We start from the raw sequence: 15,243 nt of genomic DNA on the forward strand, positions 1-15,243 counted from the left end.
GCATCGCCGCCCGCAACGGCACCCCGATCAGTTTCTGGCAGTTCACCAAGTACGGTCTGGTCGTCACCGTGGTGACCATCACGCTGACCGCGCCGTACCTGTGGCTGCGCTACCTCACCTGACGCCGGCGTACGGCCGTCCTCGGACCGTCCGTACCAGCGGGTTCATGACGAGGCCGCGATCCGGGACACGGCTGCGGCGACTCCGTCCTCCGCGCCGACGTGTCCGGCCAGCACGCGGGCGGCCGGCGCCAGGTGCGCCGCCTGCTCGATGGCGGCGGCCAGCCGGGCGGCGGTGAGACGGCCCCGCAACGGGGGCGGGGCGACGCCGAGGCGGTGCAGGCGGGAGGCCCAGAACGGCTGATCGCCGACGAACGGGCGTACCACCTGAGGCACCCCCGCACGCAGGGCCGCCGCGGCCGTGCCGACGCCGCCGTGGTGCACGGCGACGGCGACCCGCGGCAGCAACCAGTCGTGCGGGACCTCCTCCATCACCAGGACGTCGTCCGCGACCGCACCTGGCCGCAGCGCTCCCCACCCGGTGGCCAGCACGGCCCGGCGACCGGCCAGCCGGACGCCTTCCAGCACGGCGGCGGTCAACCCGTCGGGGTCACCGGTGGTCGAGCTGCCGAAGCCCACGTAGACGGGCGGCTCGCCCTCGTCGAGGAAACGAGCCAGCCGCTCGGGCGGGGTCCAGGTGTCGTCCGCCGGCATCGTCCAGAACCCGAGGGGACGGGCGGAGGCGGGCCAGTCGGCGGGCGCGGGCAGCAGGTGCGGGCTCCAGGCGTGCAGCACGTTGCCCGTCCTGATCAGCTCCGCCATCGGCACGAAGCCGTTCGGCAGGCCGAGCGCCTCCGCCCGCCACGTGCGGATCATGCTCCGGTACGGGGCCTCGACCGCGGCGGCGACCCGCCAGCTCGCCCGGTTGAGCGGGCCCGGCGGACGCACCGGGAAGAGGGGCGAAGGAAAGGCGGACGTCGGCACGTACAGAGGGATCAGCAGACCGGCGAACGCCGGAACGCCGAGCTTCTCCGCGACGTAGGGGCCGCCGAGCGACTTGGGGTGGTACACGACGACATCCGCCGGTCGCGCCGCGAGCGCCGCCTGATCGTCCAGGAGGCGGCGCATGATCGGCCGGGCCGACCGCGCGGCGGTGATGGCCGCGCGCACGCCCTGCCCCTTGACGGAGCCCTGCAGGGCCAGCATCTCGTCGTTGAGCGGTACGAACTCCACGCCGTGCCCGGCCGCGAGCGGCTGGAACCGGCGGGGCGCGGCCAGGACCGGCCGGTGCCCGGCGGCCAGCAGCCCGCATGCCAGCGCCAGGAACTGCTGGACGTCCCCGCGACTCCCGACGGTGATCAGCAACGGTCTCATCGTCGCTCCCGCAGTTCGTCCCACTCGTCCAGCAGCGCGGGGAAACGGTCCATCAGGAACGCGTACATGTCCCGCATCAGTTCCAGCCGCCGCCGGCGCGCGGGATCGTCGCCCACCGCCCTCAGCCCCTGCTCGGCCAGCACTCGGAAGCTCTCGAACTCGGCCATCTTGGCGCGGAAGGCGCGGGCGTAGACGTCCTCGGCCAGCCGGTAGCGGTCACGCCGCGCGCCCCGCATCCGGAAGCGCTCGACCAACCCGGCCTGCTCCAGTTGCCGCAGCGCGATGCTCATGCTGCTCTTGGCCACGGCCAGCCCTTCGGCCAGCTCGGGCGCGTCCGCACTGCCCGACTCCGCGGTCAGGAGCCGGCCCATGACCCGCCCGGCCGTCCGGCTCAGGCCCAGCCGCGCGTAGAAGAGCCCGGCGTCCTCCACGAACTGATCGACACTCATGAGAGGAGTGTATCGGATTGTTCGGATAGGTGCGAACAATCCGACCATCAAGGCGCCCCTCGGGCCGGTTCAGCTGCGGCCTAGGAGTTCCTCGTTGGGGATGGTGCCTTTGTGTCCTTTCTGCGGGTCGGTGGTGGTCAGCGTGCGTGCGGGTCGGACGCGTTGAGCGTGGCGACCACCTCGTCGTAGTCGCCGCGCTCCGCGCCGAAGCGGAGGAACTTCACGCGTTCCACCAGGATCTCGGTGGAGTCGGGCCGGGCCTCGAGAAGGGTCATGACCTCGTCGGCGAACTCGTCGAGCGGCATCGCGAGGTCCGAGGTCTCCTGGCCCGGCAGGAGCGCGGTCCGCACCGACGGGGGCACGAGCTCGATCACCTGCACGCCCGCGGGCGCGAGCTGGAGGCGCAACGTCTCGCTCAGCATGTGGATCGCGGCCTTGGTCGCGTTGTAGCTGGGAGTGATGCGCAACGGCGCGTGGGCCAGGCCGGACGAGACCGTGATGATCGCCGCTCCGGGCTGCTTCCGCAGGTGCTCGGTGAGGGCGGCGATCAGCCGGATCGGGCCGAGCAGGTTCGTGGTGACGACCGCCTCGGCGTCGGCGAGGAAGCCCGGCGTGGTCCAGTCCTCGGACCGCATGATGCCCGCCATCGCCACGAGGACGTTGAGGCCGGGGTGACGGGCGACGACGTGCGCCGTCGCTTCCTCGATCGACACGGGGTCCGCGACGTCGATGCGGACCGTGCCGAGGCCGTGCTCGGCGGCCAGCCGCTCCAGCACGTCGGTACGCCGCCCGCCGACGACGACGGTGTTCCCCTTCGCCTGCAGCCGCAGGGCGAGGGCGAGGCCGATCCCCGACGTCGCGCCGGGGATGAAGACGGTGTTGCCGGTGATGTTCATGCCTCCACCTTGCGGGCCGTCCGCCGGACCAGGGAGAGCACCGTGGATCGGGGGATCGGCGATCCCTGGATGAGCCCGCTCGCCCCGCCGCACAATGGTGGGTATGAACCGTCCCGCCCTCGCCGACTTCCTGCGCCGCCGCCGCGAGGCGTTGCGCCCGTCCGACGTCGGCCTGGTGCCCGGCCCCCGCCGGCGCGCACCGGGGCTCCGGCGCGAGGAGGTCGCGGCGCTGACCGGCATGTCCTGCGACTACTACGTACGGCTCGAACAGCAACGCAGCCCGCAGCCGTCGGAGCAGCTGCTCGCCGCGCTGGCCCGCGCGCTGCGCCTGACCGCCGACGAACGCGACCACCTCTACCGCCTCGCCGGCCACAACGTCCCGCGCCGCACACCCGCCGACACGCACGTCGCGCCCGCCCTGCTGCGCGTCCTGGACCGGCTGGAGGACTGCCCCGCGCTCATCCTGTCCTCGCTCGCTGAGGTGCTCGTGGCGAACCGGCTGGCGACGGCTATCTTCGGCGAACCGTCCGCGCGCACCGGCTGGGCGCGCAGCGACGTGTACCGCTGGTTCACCGACCCGGCCTCCCGCCGGGTCTACCCTCCCGAGGATCACGAGCACCAGGCCAGGAGCCTGGTCGCCTCCCTGCGCGTCGCCCATGGCGCTGAGGGCCCGCGCTCACGGGCCGGCGAGCTGGTCGAGCTGCTGCTCGCCGAGTCCGAGGAGTTCCGTGCCCTCTGGGAGCGGCACGAGGTCGCCCGCCGCTTCGCCGATCACAAGACCGTCGTGCACCCCCAGCTCGGCCGGATCGAGGTCGACTGCCAGGCGCTGTTCACCGAGGACCAGGCGCAGGCGCTGCTCGTCCTCACACCCCGGCCGGGCAGCGAGGCCGAGAGCAAGGTCCGGCTCCTCGCGGTGATGGGCCACGAGGACTTCGCGGCGAACGCAGCCCCGCAGGCGCATCCTTCCTGAGCGGGCCCGTCAGGACAGTGGCCGCCTCGTCGACGACGGGCTGTTGCGTCCGGACGGTTTCTTCCGCGCGGTCGACCGGCGGGCCACAACAGTGGCGGCACTGCCCACTCGGTGAGCTTCCGCATCTCCAGCAAGAAGTACGGCTTCTCCAAGGTTTTCGTCTGCTGAAGGTCACCAAGCTGGGGCGACGCTCCGCTTTCTCGGCTGACGGCACGCCGGCCGAACGACATGGGAGCGGGCGCTACGCGAGCGCCGATTCGGCCGCGGTGCCGGATGCCCGGCGCATGACGTCGGCGAGTTTGGTGTCCTTGCCTGCGAGGACGGAGTTCAGGTAGCCGGTGACGAAGGGCAGCCGGGTCAGGCTGAGCATGAGGCGCCGGATGCGCAGGTCGGTCGGTGAGGAGGGCAGGAACCAGCGGGCCATCGACCCGTCCGTCACGCAGCGCGTAGAAGCCCATCTGCCGGTCGACGGAGTCGGTGAGGCAGAACGCGTCCCCGGTGGCGGCGTGCACATCCGGCGCGTCGAAGGTGAACGCCGCCGTGTGCAGGCCCAGGTAGCGCAGGCAGCGGTCCTCCGGCCCGAACGCCAGCCGGCGGACGGTCGAATGGATCCCGTCGGCGCCCACGAGCAGATCGGCATCCAGGACGGTGCCGTCCTCCAGCGTCACCGTCACGCCGCCGGGGCGGTCGGCGAGGTCGATCAGCGCGGTGTCATAGCGCAACTCGACCTCGGGCGGAAGGTTCTCGGCCAGCACGGCCTCCATGTCGGGACGCAGCAGGTCCAGCAGAAGCATTCATACGGTAAGCGACAGGGTTATTACGGTATGCGCATGGGAAGTCGCGCGCAATACGCCGTTGCGCCGCCGTTCTGCATCTTCTGTGCGCTACAGGGAGAAGATCTTTTTGGGAACCCCTCGGGCTGAGCGCCGCACTGCGTGCCTCCGGCCCGCTGGACCCTCCGTAGCCCAGCTGACGGCGCGCCGCAGTCGCTCTCTTCCCCGCTCCGCCCTCAGCCAGGCGCGCTCGAACAACGAGGGCCGGCCTTCAGAGGACCGGCCTCCGTCGAAGGCCCTTCGACGGCGGGAGCATGCGTCATCGGTGGGTTCTGCGTGTCGTGCCTGGCCCGGCCCCGGATGTGCCGGTCTCGGCACCTGGCGGCAGCGCGGGTTTGCCATGCCATTGGCGGAAGATCAGATTGGTGTGCACCAACGCCACCTCCAGCCGTGACGTCAGCTCGTTGAGGACGAACCGCTGCAGGTCGGCCGCGTCGACAGCGGCCACGTGGATGATGTAGTCGTCGGGTCCCGTGAGGTGGTAGAGCGTACGGGTCTCCGGCTGGGCGAGCACGTGCTCGACGAAGGCGTCCACGTACGGCTGGCGGTGCGGCTGCAGCCGGACCGCGAGCAGGGCTTCCAGGGGCCTGCCGAGAGCCGCCGAGTTCACACGCAGGGTGTAACGCTCGATCACTCCGGCGGAGCGTAACCGGCTGACGCGCCCGAGACACGTGGATGGGGCGATGCCGACCGCTTCCGCCAGTTGCCTGTTGGTGATCCGTGCGTCGTTCTGCAGGATTCGCAGAATCTCAAGATCAATCGAATCCAGAATAGGGTTCTCTCCCATGCGGAGAATATAGTTCAGGATCTCTTGCCGATGGCCGGCGAAGGTTCAATCATGCACTCATGACTCGCCAGACCCTCGACACCCGCGCGGTGCACAGCGGGCGAGAAGATCTCGCAGCCCGCGGCCTGCATGCGGCGCCGCTGGACTTCTCGACCGTCTATCCCGCGTACGACACCGGCTCGGAGGCAGCACGCCTGGACGCTTTCGCCGCCGGCGAGCTGCCGGAGGGGCGTCCTGTCTACGGCCGGGTCGGCAACCCGACGGTGGCCCGCTTCGAGCGGGCTGTCGCCGACCTGGAAGGATGCGCCGCCGCGGTGGCCTTCAGCAGCGGAATGGCCGCCCTGACGGCGTGCCTGCTCGCGAGCGTGGCCCAGGGGCGCCGGCACATCGTGGCGATCCGGCCCCTCTACGGCACGAGCGATCACCTGCTCACCTCGGGACTGCTGGGCACGACCGTTACCTGGACCACTCCCGAGGCCCTGCCGGACGCCATCCGGCCCGACACCGGACTGGTGATCGCCGAGACCCCGGCCAACCCCACGCTGGCCGAACATGACATCGCCCGGCTCGCCGAAGCCGCTACGGGCGTGCCGCTGCTGGTGGACAACACGTTCGCCACCCCCGTCCTCCAGCGCCCGGTCGAGCACGGCGCCGCCGTCGTCCTCCACAGCGCCACCAAGTTCCTCGGCGGTCACGGCGACGTGATGGGCGGGGTCGTCGCCTGCGGTGAGGAATTCGCCCGGGCGCTCCGGCAGATCCGGATCGTCACCGGCGCGATCCTGCATCCTTTCGCGGGATACATGCTGCTGCGAGGGCTGGCGACGCTGCCCGTACGAGTGCGCAGGGCCGCGGAGAGCGCCGCGGACCTGGCACAGCGGCTCGCGGCCCATCCGGCCGTGACCCGGGTGTGCTACCCCTCCCTCAACCCCGATCGCCCTTCCGGGCAGATGGAGGGCGGTGGCTGCCTGGTGTCTTTCGAGGTCGCCGCGGACCCGCATGTCGTCGTCGGTAGTGTCGAACTGATCACACCTGCGGTCAGCCTCGGCGGGGTCGACACGCTCATCCAGCATCCCGCTTCGCTCACCCACCGCATCGTCGCCGACGAGGACCGTTGGAGCGGCGGAATCGGCGACCGGCTGCTGCGCCTGTCGGTCGGGCTAGAGGACGTCGACGATCTCTGGCGCGCTCTCGACCGCAGCCTTTCCCAAGCCTATGAGGAGGTACACCCTTGACGTACGACGCGGACCTCTCCGCCGAGCGGGGACTCATCGAAGCTCTGCATGTGCCAGGACCAGCCGGTGCTCATGCCGACAAGCTCATGCTTTTCGGCCAGTTCGTAGGATCCTGGGACATCGAATGGTCGGGCCCAGCGCTCGACGGGAGCCCCGCCCGAGCCAAGGGCGAGCTCCACTTCGGCTGGGTCCTCGGCGGCCGGGCCGTACAAGACACCTGGATCATGCCTGGCCGCAACGAGGCGGCGGCACCGAACCTCAGGGCCTTCCAGGGCACCACGGTGCGTTTCTACGATCCGGATCTGGACGCGTGGCGCTCCACCTGGATCGAGCCGATCAACGCCCGCGTTCGCCGCTTCATCGGGCGGCCGGTCGACGGAGACATCGTCCTGCTCAGCGACGAGGACGATCCGTGGCTGCGTTGGCGCTTCACCGAGATCTCCCCCTCGTCGGCCCGATGGCTGGGGGAGACGTCCCACGACAAGGGGGCGACCTGGGTCCTCGACGAGGAGATGATCCTCACCCGCCGCCCGAGCTGATCACCGCGTCTCGGGCATCGGCCGGCGTCACCAGGCCACTCCGGCCGGGACTTCGACACGGACACGGTCGAAGTCCCGGCCTTCGCCGTCGAGGGCGAACAGGTGATCGTGACGCGGGATACGGTTGCTGCCACGTTGAATTCGAGGAGGGCGATGATGAGCTTGACCCCGTTCCAGGAACGCTACGACCGAGTCCTCGAGCAACTGGTGGCAAGCCCGCTCGTCTCCGTCGAACATCAGGAGTCGCGCGAGGACGTGCACGGCGGCGCCGGGGCCGACGTCGTGTTCGCGAAGCTGGCCGACAACCACGGCCTTCACCTGGACGACGCCTTCCGAGGCCTGTACTTCACCTCCGGGCAGCTGCACGTCGTGTGGCGGCTCACTGCCGACAGCACGCGGGGCGGCGAGCTCTGCCTCCAGAACCTCACCGAATGGGCGGTGAAGGGATGGTTCCCCGACGACTGGACGCTGCCACCCGAGGAGTACGCCGCACTGGCGGATCTCTACACCATCGACTACGAGCCGCACGCCGGGTCGGGGTCGGTCGCCGCGATCTCCGTGCCCGAGGCGCGCCCGCTGTCCGTCGGGATGGACTCGGCGATCTGGTACTACGACGCCGGTGACCACTGGCTCGGACAGATGGACGTCGACTATGCCGGCTACCTGGAAGCGGCACTGCTCACCGTGGGCGCCCACGGGTGGCAGTACCTTTTCACCGACGTCAACCTGCGGGGCGAGGTGCCGTACAGCGGGGTCGCGGGTTTGGAGCACTGCCTCACCGTGCTTCCGGAGATCTTCCCCGGACACGACTACGAGCCGCTTCGCCGGCGCTTCGACGCCCGCTTGTGAGTGCGCGGTTAGGTGGTGCGGGCCCTACCACGGACTCGGGGGCGGCCAGCAATGATCTTGGACGCGGCGCGCACGAAACTGGTGTGCATGACCACGCTTACTTCTTCACCTGCGCCTGTTGTGCGCTTCGCGGCCATCGCCTGGCTGACGGCCGTCGCCGCGGGCGTTTTCGAGACCGTGCTGGCGGTCAGCGGCATGCTGGCCGACGGCACGGCGACCGCGGGAGCGCTGATCTCCGGCGTCGGACTCCGACTGGCGGTCTTCGCTTTCGCGATCTTCCTGACGCTGCGGTTGCGTGCCGGTGAGAACTGGGCCCGGCTGACCATCGCTGTCATGCTGGGCGTGTTCGGGCTGCTGTCCATGGTGATCGAGCCCATCCAGGACTTCCTGGCAGGCACACCTCTGGGGCCGCTCGACGGCCTGGATCTGCTGTTCGGCGGCAGCCGGGTGGTGCACGTCCTCGCCGTGCTCACCGCGATGGCGCTGATGTTCCTGCCGCAGGCCAACGCCTACTTCCACAAGGCTCCGCGCCGTCACGCGATCTCCTGACCTCAGGATCACGGCGAAGCGGACGTTCAATGCGCCGTCCCCGTCGGCGCCCGGCCGAACCGGGCGCTCCGCGGGCCGGCATACCAATGTGAATGCCTGCGATTGCCGGCGAGGTCACCCGCATGGCTCCCCGCCGCGAACAATCCTGCCCGACTTGAACGAGAGCGGTCGAGCCCTTACCAGCCGGCCATGAAGTCGCCGCCCTGCGCGCGTGCGTAGGCACGGACGAGGCGGCGGCCGACCATCGTCTCGTGGATCTCGCTGGTGCCGTCGAAGATCTGGGTCGCCTTGGCGTCACGGTGGAGGCGCTCGACGCGGCTGCCGATCACCATCCCGGAGGCGCCGAAGATCTGCATGGCCTGGTCGGTATGGTCGCGGGCGAGGTCGCCGGCCGTCATCTTGGCCACCGAGATCAGATCCTGGTCGCCGCCCGGCCTGGCCATGTAGCTCTCGCCCGCTCGGAGCGTGAGCTCGCGTGCGGCCTGGTAGGCGGCCCGCATCCGGCCCAGCTTGGTCTGGATGCTGGGGAGGTCGCCGATCTTGCCGCCGAACGCCTCGCGGTGCGCGGCCCGCGCGACGCTCTCCTGGAGGGCGGCGCGGAGCAGGCCGCAGGCGTAACCGGCCGCGTCGATCCGCGCCATGTTGAGGCCGTCCATCATCCCGGCGAAGCCCTCGACGTCGAGGGCGTGGCCGACCGGCACACGTACGCCGTCGAACGTGAGGATCCCGTTCGGCAGACCGCGGTAGCCCGACAACCGCGGGCCCCACTCCCCGGAGGCGCCCTCGGAAGCCATGTCCACGACCAGGGCCAGGGTCTCGGCGAGCCGGGCGCCGCTCTCGGCCTTGCACAGCACGATCGCGTAGTCCGCCACCGGAGCGAAGCCGACCCAGCACTTGCCCCCGTCGAGGACGTAGTGGTCGCCGTCGCGGCGGGCCACGGTCGTCATGCCGCGCAGGTCGGTGCCGGCCTCGGGCTCGGAGAGGGCGAAGGACCCGTACGCCCTGCCGGCCACGGTCGACGGCAGCCAGCGGTCGCGGACCGGAGCCGGTGCGAAGCGCGCCAGCAGGTAGGAGACCAGACGCAGCACGCCGACCTCCATCGCCAGCGGCGCGCACACCGCCGTGAGCCGCTCGTTCACCTCGTGGGCCAGCGGCATGCGGGAGAGGTCGAGACGGAGGTCGTCGTCGAAGATCAGCCGGACCAGTCCGAGGCCGGCCGCCTGGTCGAGCAGGTCCTTGTCGAACTCTCCCGTCGCGTCCATCCGGGCGCCACGCTCGCGGACCGTGGTCTCGACGAACTCCTCGACCGCCTCGAACGTCGCCGGGGCCGGCACGATGGTCTGGTCGGTCATGTCTTTCCCCCTGGGGTCTCATGAGTCAGGTGGCTGCCGGGCTTCGTCCGGTCGCGGCGGCGGAACCGGCGGTCCCAGAGCGGGGCGAGCTCCGGCGCCATCCGGTTCGCGAGCGAGGACCGCTGGATCTTGCCGACCGACGTCGTCGGCAGCTCCTCGCCGAAGATCACGACCTTCGGGCTGGCGTCGAAACCGACCCGCTCGACGCACCAGGCCCGGAGCTCGTCCTCGGTCACCGGCGCGTGGGCGATCACGAACGCCGCCACCTCCTCGCCGTACCAGCGGTTGGCGAAGCCGAACGTGGCCGCCCTGGTGACGGAGGGATGAGCGGCGAGCACGTCGTCGACGACCTGGGGGAGCACGGTCGAGCCGCCGCGGGAGATCGAGTCGCCGAGCCGCCCTTCGAGGAAGAACCAGGGTCGCCCGCCGGGCCCGGTGACGCGGTAACCGCGGTCACCGGTGTGGAACCAGCCTTGGGCGTACGCCGCGGCGGTGGCCTTCGGATTGCCGGCGTAGCCGAGCATGAGCATGGCGCCGCGCGCCACGATCTCGCCGCGCTCCTCGTCCGCGCACTCCCGGCCCTCGGGGTCGACGACGCGGACCTCGGCGTGCGGCACGGGTGTGCCGATCGAGCCGCGCATCCGGCCGGTCAGCGCACCGACGGGCTGCGGGGTCGTCATCGTCAGCACCGATGTGGTCTCGGACAGGCCGTAGAGCTGCCGTACGGGAATGCCGAAGCGCTGCTCGAACTGCTGTGCCGACTCCGGTCGCAGAGGGCCGCTGCCCGAGATCACGTGGCTCAGCCCGTGACCGGGCTCGGGCGTCGACGGATCGGCGAGCAGGTACTCCAGCACGGTCGGTACGAGGCTGCAGGCGTTGGCTCCCGATCTCGCGACGGCCGGCCAGAAGCGGTCGCTGCGGAAGCGGTCCATCAGCACCGTCGAGCCTCCCGCGAACCAGGGCAAAAAAGAGCAGATGACCAGCCCGTTGGCGTGGCTGATCGGCAGGACGTTGATCAGCCTGGTGCCCGGTGTCCAGCCGAGCGCGGTGCGCATCGCGTCGCAGTTGACGAACAGCCCGCGCATCGAGAGCAGGATCGGCTTCGGCGTACCGCTGGTGCCGCTGGTGTGAAGGCGGAGCGCCGGTGTGTCCAGTCCGGGCTCCGGACTCCCGTCATCGGGAACCTCGGCCGGCCGCAGCACCTCGGCGGCCGACAGCGGACGGCCCGGCGCGTCGGGTCCGTCGGCGTCGTCGGCGACCAGCCATGGATCCTCGCAGGCGGCGAGCAAGGCCGCGTGACGTTCCCGGCCGTCGCGCGGGTCGAGCGGGACGAAGCAGGCGCCGAGCCACCATGCGGCGAACGCGACCAGCAGCGTCTCGGGGCGGTTGGTCGCGACCATCGCGAGGTCGTCGCCGGGGCGCACCCCGGAGGCACGCAGACGGGCGGCGACGGACCGCACGTCCGCGGCCCAGGCGGCGCCGGTCCACGTACGCGACCCGGCACGCGAGGGGTCCTCGACCAGGTAGGTGGTGTGGTCGGCGCGGCGTTCGAGAAGGAGCCCGCGATACGACGTCCAGGGCACGACGTGGTCGTCGACCGGCGCACGAGCGGTCTCCACCTCGTTCTCCCCGGTCGGCCGGGCTGCCATGGCGGTCAACGCCCCTCCGGCGGCACGACCCGTCCGCCGGCGCGCCGCGGCGCGCCGGCGGCGTCGGCGCGCAGTTCGGCGGGCTCGTCGTAGGTTGCGGCGACGGGGGTGGTGCTCATGCGACCTCCTCGGGTCGGTCAGCGCCCGACGTGGACGTGCCCGCGGGAGCGGGCCAGGTGGTAGAGGACGACGCTGGCGAGCGCAACGATCGCTCCGTACGCCGCGAACTGCCAGAAGTTGCCGTTGGAGCGCAGCCAGACCAGCAAGTACGACGAGGTGCCGCCGAAGAGCGAGACTCCGAGCGCGTAACCGAGCGCCACGCCGGTGGTGCGGATCTCGCGCGGCATCAGCGTGACGGCGACGTAGTTGTACAGGCACATGTTGAAGCCCACCACCACACCGCCGATCACCATGACCAGGGCGAACATCGCGAGGTTCTGCTCGCGGTAGAGCAGCATGAAGAAGAACGCCGGGACCAGCGCCAGCCGCATCACGGTGAACACGCGGGCGGTGCCGGCCCGGTCGGCCAGGCCACCGATGATCGGCCCGGACACGATCCAGACGATCCCCATGATCGTGGTCAGCGCGAAGACCCACGTGCTGTTCTCGGCATAGGTGGAGTTGGCCAGGTTGGGGAGTCCGGTGATCCAGGCGTAGTTGGCGATCTGCACGGACCCGATGACGACCACGACCGCCGCCAGCGCGAGCCGGGCCTGCCACAGCGTCTTCCACAGCGAGGCCGCGCCCCGCCGCTCGGCCTTGTCGCTGCGGCTGACCGCACGGGTGACCAGCGTCTCGGGCAGCACCCTGCGCAGGTAGAGCACGGCGATGCCGGCCACCCCGCCGATCGCGAACGGCACCCGCCAGGCCCAGTCCGCCATCGCGTCGGGCGTGACGATCGCGCTCACGACGAACGCCATCGCGCTTGAGCTGACGATTCCGAGCTGGATGAACGTCCCGCTGATCAGTCCGAGATAGCGGCCCTCCTCACCGCGAGGGGAGAGCTCCGCGCCGATGGCGTTGGCCACGCCGGCCTCGGCACCGGTGACCAGGCCCTGGGCCAGGCGCAGCACCAGGAGCGCCACACCGGCACCGGCGCCCAGCGTTTCGTAGGTGGGCAGCACGGCCACGATCAGCGAGGCGGCCGACATCGCCGCGACCGAGATCAGCATCACCCGCTTGTGGCTGATCAGATCGGCGACCGGTCCGAGCAGCGCCGCGCCGATCGGCCGGGCGAAGAAGCCGGCTCCGAAGACGGCCAGCGAGGCCAGTACGGCGGTGGTCGGGTCCTCCGACGGGAAGAAATGGGGTGCGAGGAAGGCGGCCATCAGGCCGTAGATGTTCCAGTCGTACCACTCCAGCGCGACGCCGCCGCCGAGGCCCGCCGTCATCCGCCGGCTGGGCCGCGCCATGTTCGCGGAAGGCTCGACGGGCACCTGCTGCTCCGGGTGCATCGGTTCTCCGTTCGTCCGAGCCGTCCCGATCCATCTGGCATATTAGACGGCCTCCGATATTTGGAGCACGTTGACATACGACCTCGGGTTCGGTCAACCCCCCGACCTGGCGCGTTTCCCTGCCTTGACACCTCCTGTCCGGGTGGGATAGCTGTTTAGCCAGCCAGACATTGTCTGAGATTTCAAACAGGAGGGTTCATGGCCGACGGGACGGTCGCCGGCTCGCCCGCGGTCCGGACACTCATGGAGAACGGCCTTCTCGGCGCCCTGCCGCCCGAGCCGCCCGCGTCGTCTCTCGCGTTTCCCGGCGGCGGTTCGTGGCGGGTCGAGCTGCCCAGCGTGGAAGGGCCGGCCGCGACGGAGGTCGCCCTGAAGGAGGCGGAGTCGCTCGGCGTACCCGTCCATCGGATCTCGCAGGGCTCAGGCGTGACGATGCTCAGCGATCGCGAGATCGTCGACATGGTGCAGCTGTGCCGGGAACGCTCGGTGGAGCTGTGCCTGTTCGCCCGGCCCGGGGCGAACTGGGACGTCGGAGCATCGCGCCTCAGCCCGGCCGGCTCTCCCGGGACGCGCGCCCGCGGGACCAGCCAGCTCCGAGCCGCCGTCGAGGAGATCATGCGGGCCAGCGCCCTCGGCGTCGCCTCGTTCCTCGTCGCGGACGAGGGAGTGTTGTGGGCGGCCCACCGGCTGCGCGCGACCGGCAGGCTGCCGGCCAGGACGCAGCTCAAGGTGTCGGTGATGGCCGCGCCCGCCAACCCGGTCTCCTTCACCGTGCAGGCCGGCCTCGGAGCCGACACGATCAACGTTTCCTCGGATCTCTCGCTGGCCCAGCTGGCCGAGATGCGCGGGGCGAGCGACGCCACGATCGACTTCTACGTCGAAACGCCGGACAACCTCGGCGGCTTCGTCCGGTACGGCGAGATCGGCGACATCGTGCGGGTCGCGGCCCCGGTCTACCTGAAGTTCGGGCTGCGCAACGCGCCGGACATCTACCCGGCCGGAGCCCAGCTCGACCAGGTCACCCTCGCGTCCACCCGCGAACGAGTACGCCGGGCACGGCTCGGGCTCGACCAGCTCGCGCGCAGGCGCGGCATTCCCCCGATGGCGCCGCTCGGTGAACGCGACCAACCGGCACTGCCACGTTTCGCGGCACCGGACACCTCCACGGCCCAGACGACCGACCGCGCAGGGAGCGACCGATGAGAGCAGCCGTACTCCGCGAGGCGGGCTCACCGCTGACGGTCGAGGACGTCGACCTGGCCGTGCCGCAGCGCGGAGAGGTGCAGGTCCGTGTCGAGGCGGCGGGCGTGTGCCACAGTGACCTGCACTACATGACCGGTGATCTCCAGGGAAGGCTGCCCGCCGTCCTCGGCCACGAGGGTGTCGGCGTCGTCGAGGGCGTCGGTCCTGGAGTCACCCGCGTCGCCCCGGGTGACCGGGTGGTGATGACCTGGCGACCGCGCTGCGGCGACTGCGAGTTCTGCACCGGCGGCCGCCCCGCCCTGTGCGTGCTCGGCCGCGTCCAGGGCGCCACCGGAGGGCTGCCCGACGGCACCACCCGGCTGAGCGCCGGCGGCGAAACCGTCCACCACCTCATGGGCGTCTCGTGCTTCGCCGAGCGCTGCGTGGTCTCCGACCGGTCCGTCGTCGTCATCCCCAAGGACGTCTCCGCCGAGGTCGCGGCGATCGTCGGGTGCGCGGTCGTGACCGGCGTCGGCGCCGTACTCAACGTGATGCCCACGGCCACGGCCGACCCGGTCGTGGTGATCGGCGCCGGCGGGGTCGGGCTGAGCACGGTCATGGGGCTGACCCTGGTCGGCGCCGGTCCGATCGTCGTGGTCGACACCGTGGACGCCCGGCTTCGGCTCGCCCGCGAGCTCGGCGCGACACACACGGTCGACGCGACCACCGACGACCTCGCCGCCGTCCTCGACGAGGTCGCTCCGGGCGGTGCGCGCTGGGCCGTCGACGCCGTCGGTGCGCCCGCCACGATGGAGCAGGCCTTCGCCTGCCTCAGCACGGCGGGCACCCTGGTGGCCCTCGGCTTGGGCCGCGTCGGGGCGGGGTTCACGGTGCCGGTGAACGCGCTGGTGCAACAGGAGCGGCGCGTGGTGGGCAGCCTCTACGGCTCGTCGAACCCCGTCGTGCAGATCCCCCAGATCCTGGACCTCCACCAGCGCGGCTTGCTGCCGCTGGACAGGCTCGTCGGACGCCGGTTCGCCCTCGACGAGGTCAACGAGGCCTACGCGGCACTGACGGCAGGCGCGACCGGACGCTCCGTCATCGTGCCCGGCGCATGAGGACAGACGTG

General features: G+C 71.0%; 16 protein-coding genes and 1 pseudogene. 8 read left to right on the forward strand and 9 right to left on the reverse strand.

Annotated elements, in window-relative coordinates:
• Window positions 1–164: 164 nt before the first annotated feature.
• The 3 genes from E1295_RS16855 to E1295_RS16865 all read right to left on the reverse strand — a co-directional run bounded on the left by E1295_RS16855 (window position 165) and on the right by E1295_RS16865 (window position 2,718).
• Window positions 165–1,373 (reverse strand): glycosyltransferase, encoded by a 1,209-nt coding sequence (locus tag E1295_RS16855; RefSeq protein ID WP_132631231.1) that lies wholly within the window; start codon window positions 1,371–1,373, stop codon window positions 165–167.
• Entirely contained in the window at window positions 1,370–1,822 is a 453-nt protein-coding gene (locus tag E1295_RS16860; RefSeq protein ID WP_166427263.1) for a GbsR/MarR family transcriptional regulator, read from the reverse strand. Before E1295_RS16860 ends, E1295_RS16855 begins: the two co-directional genes overlap by 4 nt.
• A gap of 137 nt (window positions 1,823–1,959) precedes the next feature.
• Complete coding sequence (locus tag E1295_RS16865) at window positions 1,960–2,718, reverse strand: SDR family oxidoreductase (protein ID WP_132631233.1); 759 nt, start codon at window positions 2,716–2,718, stop codon at window positions 1,960–1,962.
• A 103-nt stretch (window positions 2,719–2,821) separates the two neighbouring features.
• Here E1295_RS16865 and E1295_RS16870 point away from each other — a divergent pair, with 103 nt between their 5' ends.
• Entirely contained in the window at window positions 2,822–3,688 is an 867-nt protein-coding gene (locus tag E1295_RS16870) for an MmyB family transcriptional regulator (RefSeq protein ID WP_132631234.1), read from the forward strand.
• Between the two features lie 241 nt (window positions 3,689–3,929).
• On the opposite strand, the gene E1295_RS48730 is transcribed toward E1295_RS16870, so the two are convergent.
• The gene (locus E1295_RS48730; RefSeq protein WP_166427264.1) at window positions 3,930–4,112 is read right to left on the reverse strand and encodes a hypothetical protein; all 183 of its coding nucleotides are present in this window, start codon (window positions 4,110–4,112) and stop codon (window positions 3,930–3,932) included.
• An 82-nt stretch (window positions 4,113–4,194) separates the two neighbouring features.
• Between E1295_RS48730 and E1295_RS48735 the strand changes: the two genes are divergently transcribed.
• Window positions 4,195–4,611, forward strand: coding sequence for a hypothetical protein (locus E1295_RS48735; RefSeq protein ID WP_166427265.1), 417 nt, complete (start codon window positions 4,195–4,197; stop codon window positions 4,609–4,611).
• Window positions 4,612–4,780: 169 nt separating this feature from the next.
• Here the strand turns inward: E1295_RS48735 and E1295_RS16880 are convergent, their stop codons facing one another.
• Together E1295_RS16880 and E1295_RS50970 are read right to left on the reverse strand one after the other, a co-directional pair.
• Entirely contained in the window at window positions 4,781–5,155 is a 375-nt protein-coding gene (locus tag E1295_RS16880) for an Lrp/AsnC family transcriptional regulator (protein ID WP_246080096.1), read from the reverse strand.
• A gap of 3 nt (window positions 5,156–5,158) precedes the next feature.
• A pseudogene (locus tag E1295_RS50970) lies at window positions 5,159–5,308 on the reverse strand (Lrp/AsnC family transcriptional regulator); the annotation flags it as partial.
• Window positions 5,309–5,367: 59 nt separating this feature from the next.
• On the opposite strand from E1295_RS50970, the gene E1295_RS16885 reads away from it, so the two are divergent.
• The 4 genes from E1295_RS16885 to E1295_RS16900 all read left to right on the forward strand — a co-directional run bounded on the left by E1295_RS16885 (window position 5,368) and on the right by E1295_RS16900 (window position 8,477).
• Window positions 5,368–6,540, forward strand: a complete 1,173-nt coding sequence (locus tag E1295_RS16885; protein WP_132631236.1) for a trans-sulfuration enzyme family protein — start codon at window positions 5,368–5,370, stop codon at window positions 6,538–6,540.
• Entirely contained in the window at window positions 6,537–7,079 is a 543-nt protein-coding gene (locus E1295_RS16890; RefSeq protein WP_220448752.1) for a hypothetical protein, read from the forward strand. Before E1295_RS16885 ends, E1295_RS16890 begins: the two co-directional genes overlap by 4 nt.
• 153 nt (window positions 7,080–7,232) lie before the next feature.
• A complete protein-coding gene (locus E1295_RS16895) occupies window positions 7,233–7,928 on the forward strand; it encodes a hypothetical protein (RefSeq protein WP_132631237.1) in 696 nt (231 codons plus the stop codon).
• Between the two features lie 87 nt (window positions 7,929–8,015).
• Window positions 8,016–8,477 (forward strand): hypothetical protein, encoded by a 462-nt coding sequence (locus E1295_RS16900; protein WP_132631238.1) that lies wholly within the window; start codon window positions 8,016–8,018, stop codon window positions 8,475–8,477.
• Window positions 8,478–8,653: 176 nt separating this feature from the next.
• Here E1295_RS16900 and E1295_RS16905 read toward each other — a convergent pair whose 3' ends face one another.
• The 3 genes from E1295_RS16905 to E1295_RS16915 all read right to left on the reverse strand — a co-directional run bounded on the left by E1295_RS16905 (window position 8,654) and on the right by E1295_RS16915 (window position 12,932).
• A complete protein-coding gene (locus tag E1295_RS16905) occupies window positions 8,654–9,829 on the reverse strand; it encodes an acyl-CoA dehydrogenase family protein (RefSeq protein WP_132631239.1) in 1,176 nt (391 codons plus the stop codon).
• The gene (locus E1295_RS16910; protein ID WP_246080097.1) at window positions 9,826–11,478 is read right to left on the reverse strand and encodes a class I adenylate-forming enzyme family protein; all 1,653 of its coding nucleotides are present in this window, start codon (window positions 11,476–11,478) and stop codon (window positions 9,826–9,828) included. The genes E1295_RS16905 and E1295_RS16910 overlap by 4 nt, the downstream gene beginning before the upstream one ends.
• 137 nt (window positions 11,479–11,615) lie before the next feature.
• On the reverse strand, window positions 11,616–12,932 hold the full coding sequence (locus tag E1295_RS16915; RefSeq protein ID WP_220448753.1) for an MFS transporter: 1,317 nt from the start codon (window positions 12,930–12,932) through the stop codon (window positions 11,616–11,618).
• Window positions 12,933–13,130: 198 nt separating this feature from the next.
• Here E1295_RS16915 and E1295_RS16920 point away from each other — a divergent pair, with 198 nt between their 5' ends.
• Together E1295_RS16920 and E1295_RS16925 are read left to right on the forward strand one after the other, a co-directional pair.
• On the forward strand, window positions 13,131–14,135 hold the full coding sequence (locus E1295_RS16920) for a hypothetical protein (RefSeq protein ID WP_181958003.1): 1,005 nt from the start codon (window positions 13,131–13,133) through the stop codon (window positions 14,133–14,135).
• On the forward strand, window positions 14,132–15,232 hold the full coding sequence (locus tag E1295_RS16925) for a zinc-binding dehydrogenase (protein WP_132631241.1): 1,101 nt from the start codon (window positions 14,132–14,134) through the stop codon (window positions 15,230–15,232). The genes E1295_RS16920 and E1295_RS16925 overlap by 4 nt, the downstream gene beginning before the upstream one ends.
• The last annotated feature ends 11 nt before the right edge of the window (window positions 15,233–15,243 follow it).

The organism is Nonomuraea mesophila (assembly GCF_004352805.1).
Lineage (GTDB): Bacteria > Actinomycetota > Actinomycetes > Streptosporangiales > Streptosporangiaceae > Nonomuraea > Nonomuraea longispora.

Bases quoted from the DNA above. Each gene is read 5' to 3' on its own strand.
- E1295_RS16895 (WP_132631237.1), top strand. From the start codon at position 7,233: ATGATGAGCTTGACCCCGTTCCAGGAACGCTACGACCGAGTCCTCGAG.
- E1295_RS16905 (WP_132631239.1), bottom strand. From the start codon at position 9,829: ATGACCGACCAGACCATCGTGCCGGCCCCGGCGACGTTCGAGGCGGTC.
- E1295_RS16855 (WP_132631231.1), bottom strand. From the start codon at position 1,373: ATGAGACCGTTGCTGATCACCGTCGGGAGTCGCGGGGACGTCCAGCAG.
- E1295_RS16860 (WP_166427263.1), bottom strand. From the start codon at position 1,822: ATGAGTGTCGATCAGTTCGTGGAGGACGCCGGGCTCTTCTACGCGCGG.
- E1295_RS16910 (WP_246080097.1), bottom strand. From the start codon at position 11,478: ATGGCAGCCCGGCCGACCGGGGAGAACGAGGTGGAGACCGCTCGTGCG.
- E1295_RS16915 (WP_220448753.1), bottom strand. From the start codon at position 12,932: ATGCACCCGGAGCAGCAGGTGCCCGTCGAGCCTTCCGCGAACATGGCG.
- E1295_RS16920 (WP_181958003.1), top strand. From the start codon at position 13,131: ATGGCCGACGGGACGGTCGCCGGCTCGCCCGCGGTCCGGACACTCATG.
- E1295_RS16885 (WP_132631236.1), top strand. From the start codon at position 5,368: ATGACTCGCCAGACCCTCGACACCCGCGCGGTGCACAGCGGGCGAGAA.
- E1295_RS16925 (WP_132631241.1), top strand. From the start codon at position 14,132: ATGAGAGCAGCCGTACTCCGCGAGGCGGGCTCACCGCTGACGGTCGAG.
- E1295_RS16900 (WP_132631238.1), top strand. From the start codon at position 8,016: ATGACCACGCTTACTTCTTCACCTGCGCCTGTTGTGCGCTTCGCGGCC.
- E1295_RS48730 (WP_166427264.1), bottom strand. From the start codon at position 4,112: ATGGCCCGCTGGTTCCTGCCCTCCTCACCGACCGACCTGCGCATCCGG.
- E1295_RS16865 (WP_132631233.1), bottom strand. From the start codon at position 2,718: ATGAACATCACCGGCAACACCGTCTTCATCCCCGGCGCGACGTCGGGG.
- E1295_RS16870 (WP_132631234.1), top strand. From the start codon at position 2,822: ATGAACCGTCCCGCCCTCGCCGACTTCCTGCGCCGCCGCCGCGAGGCG.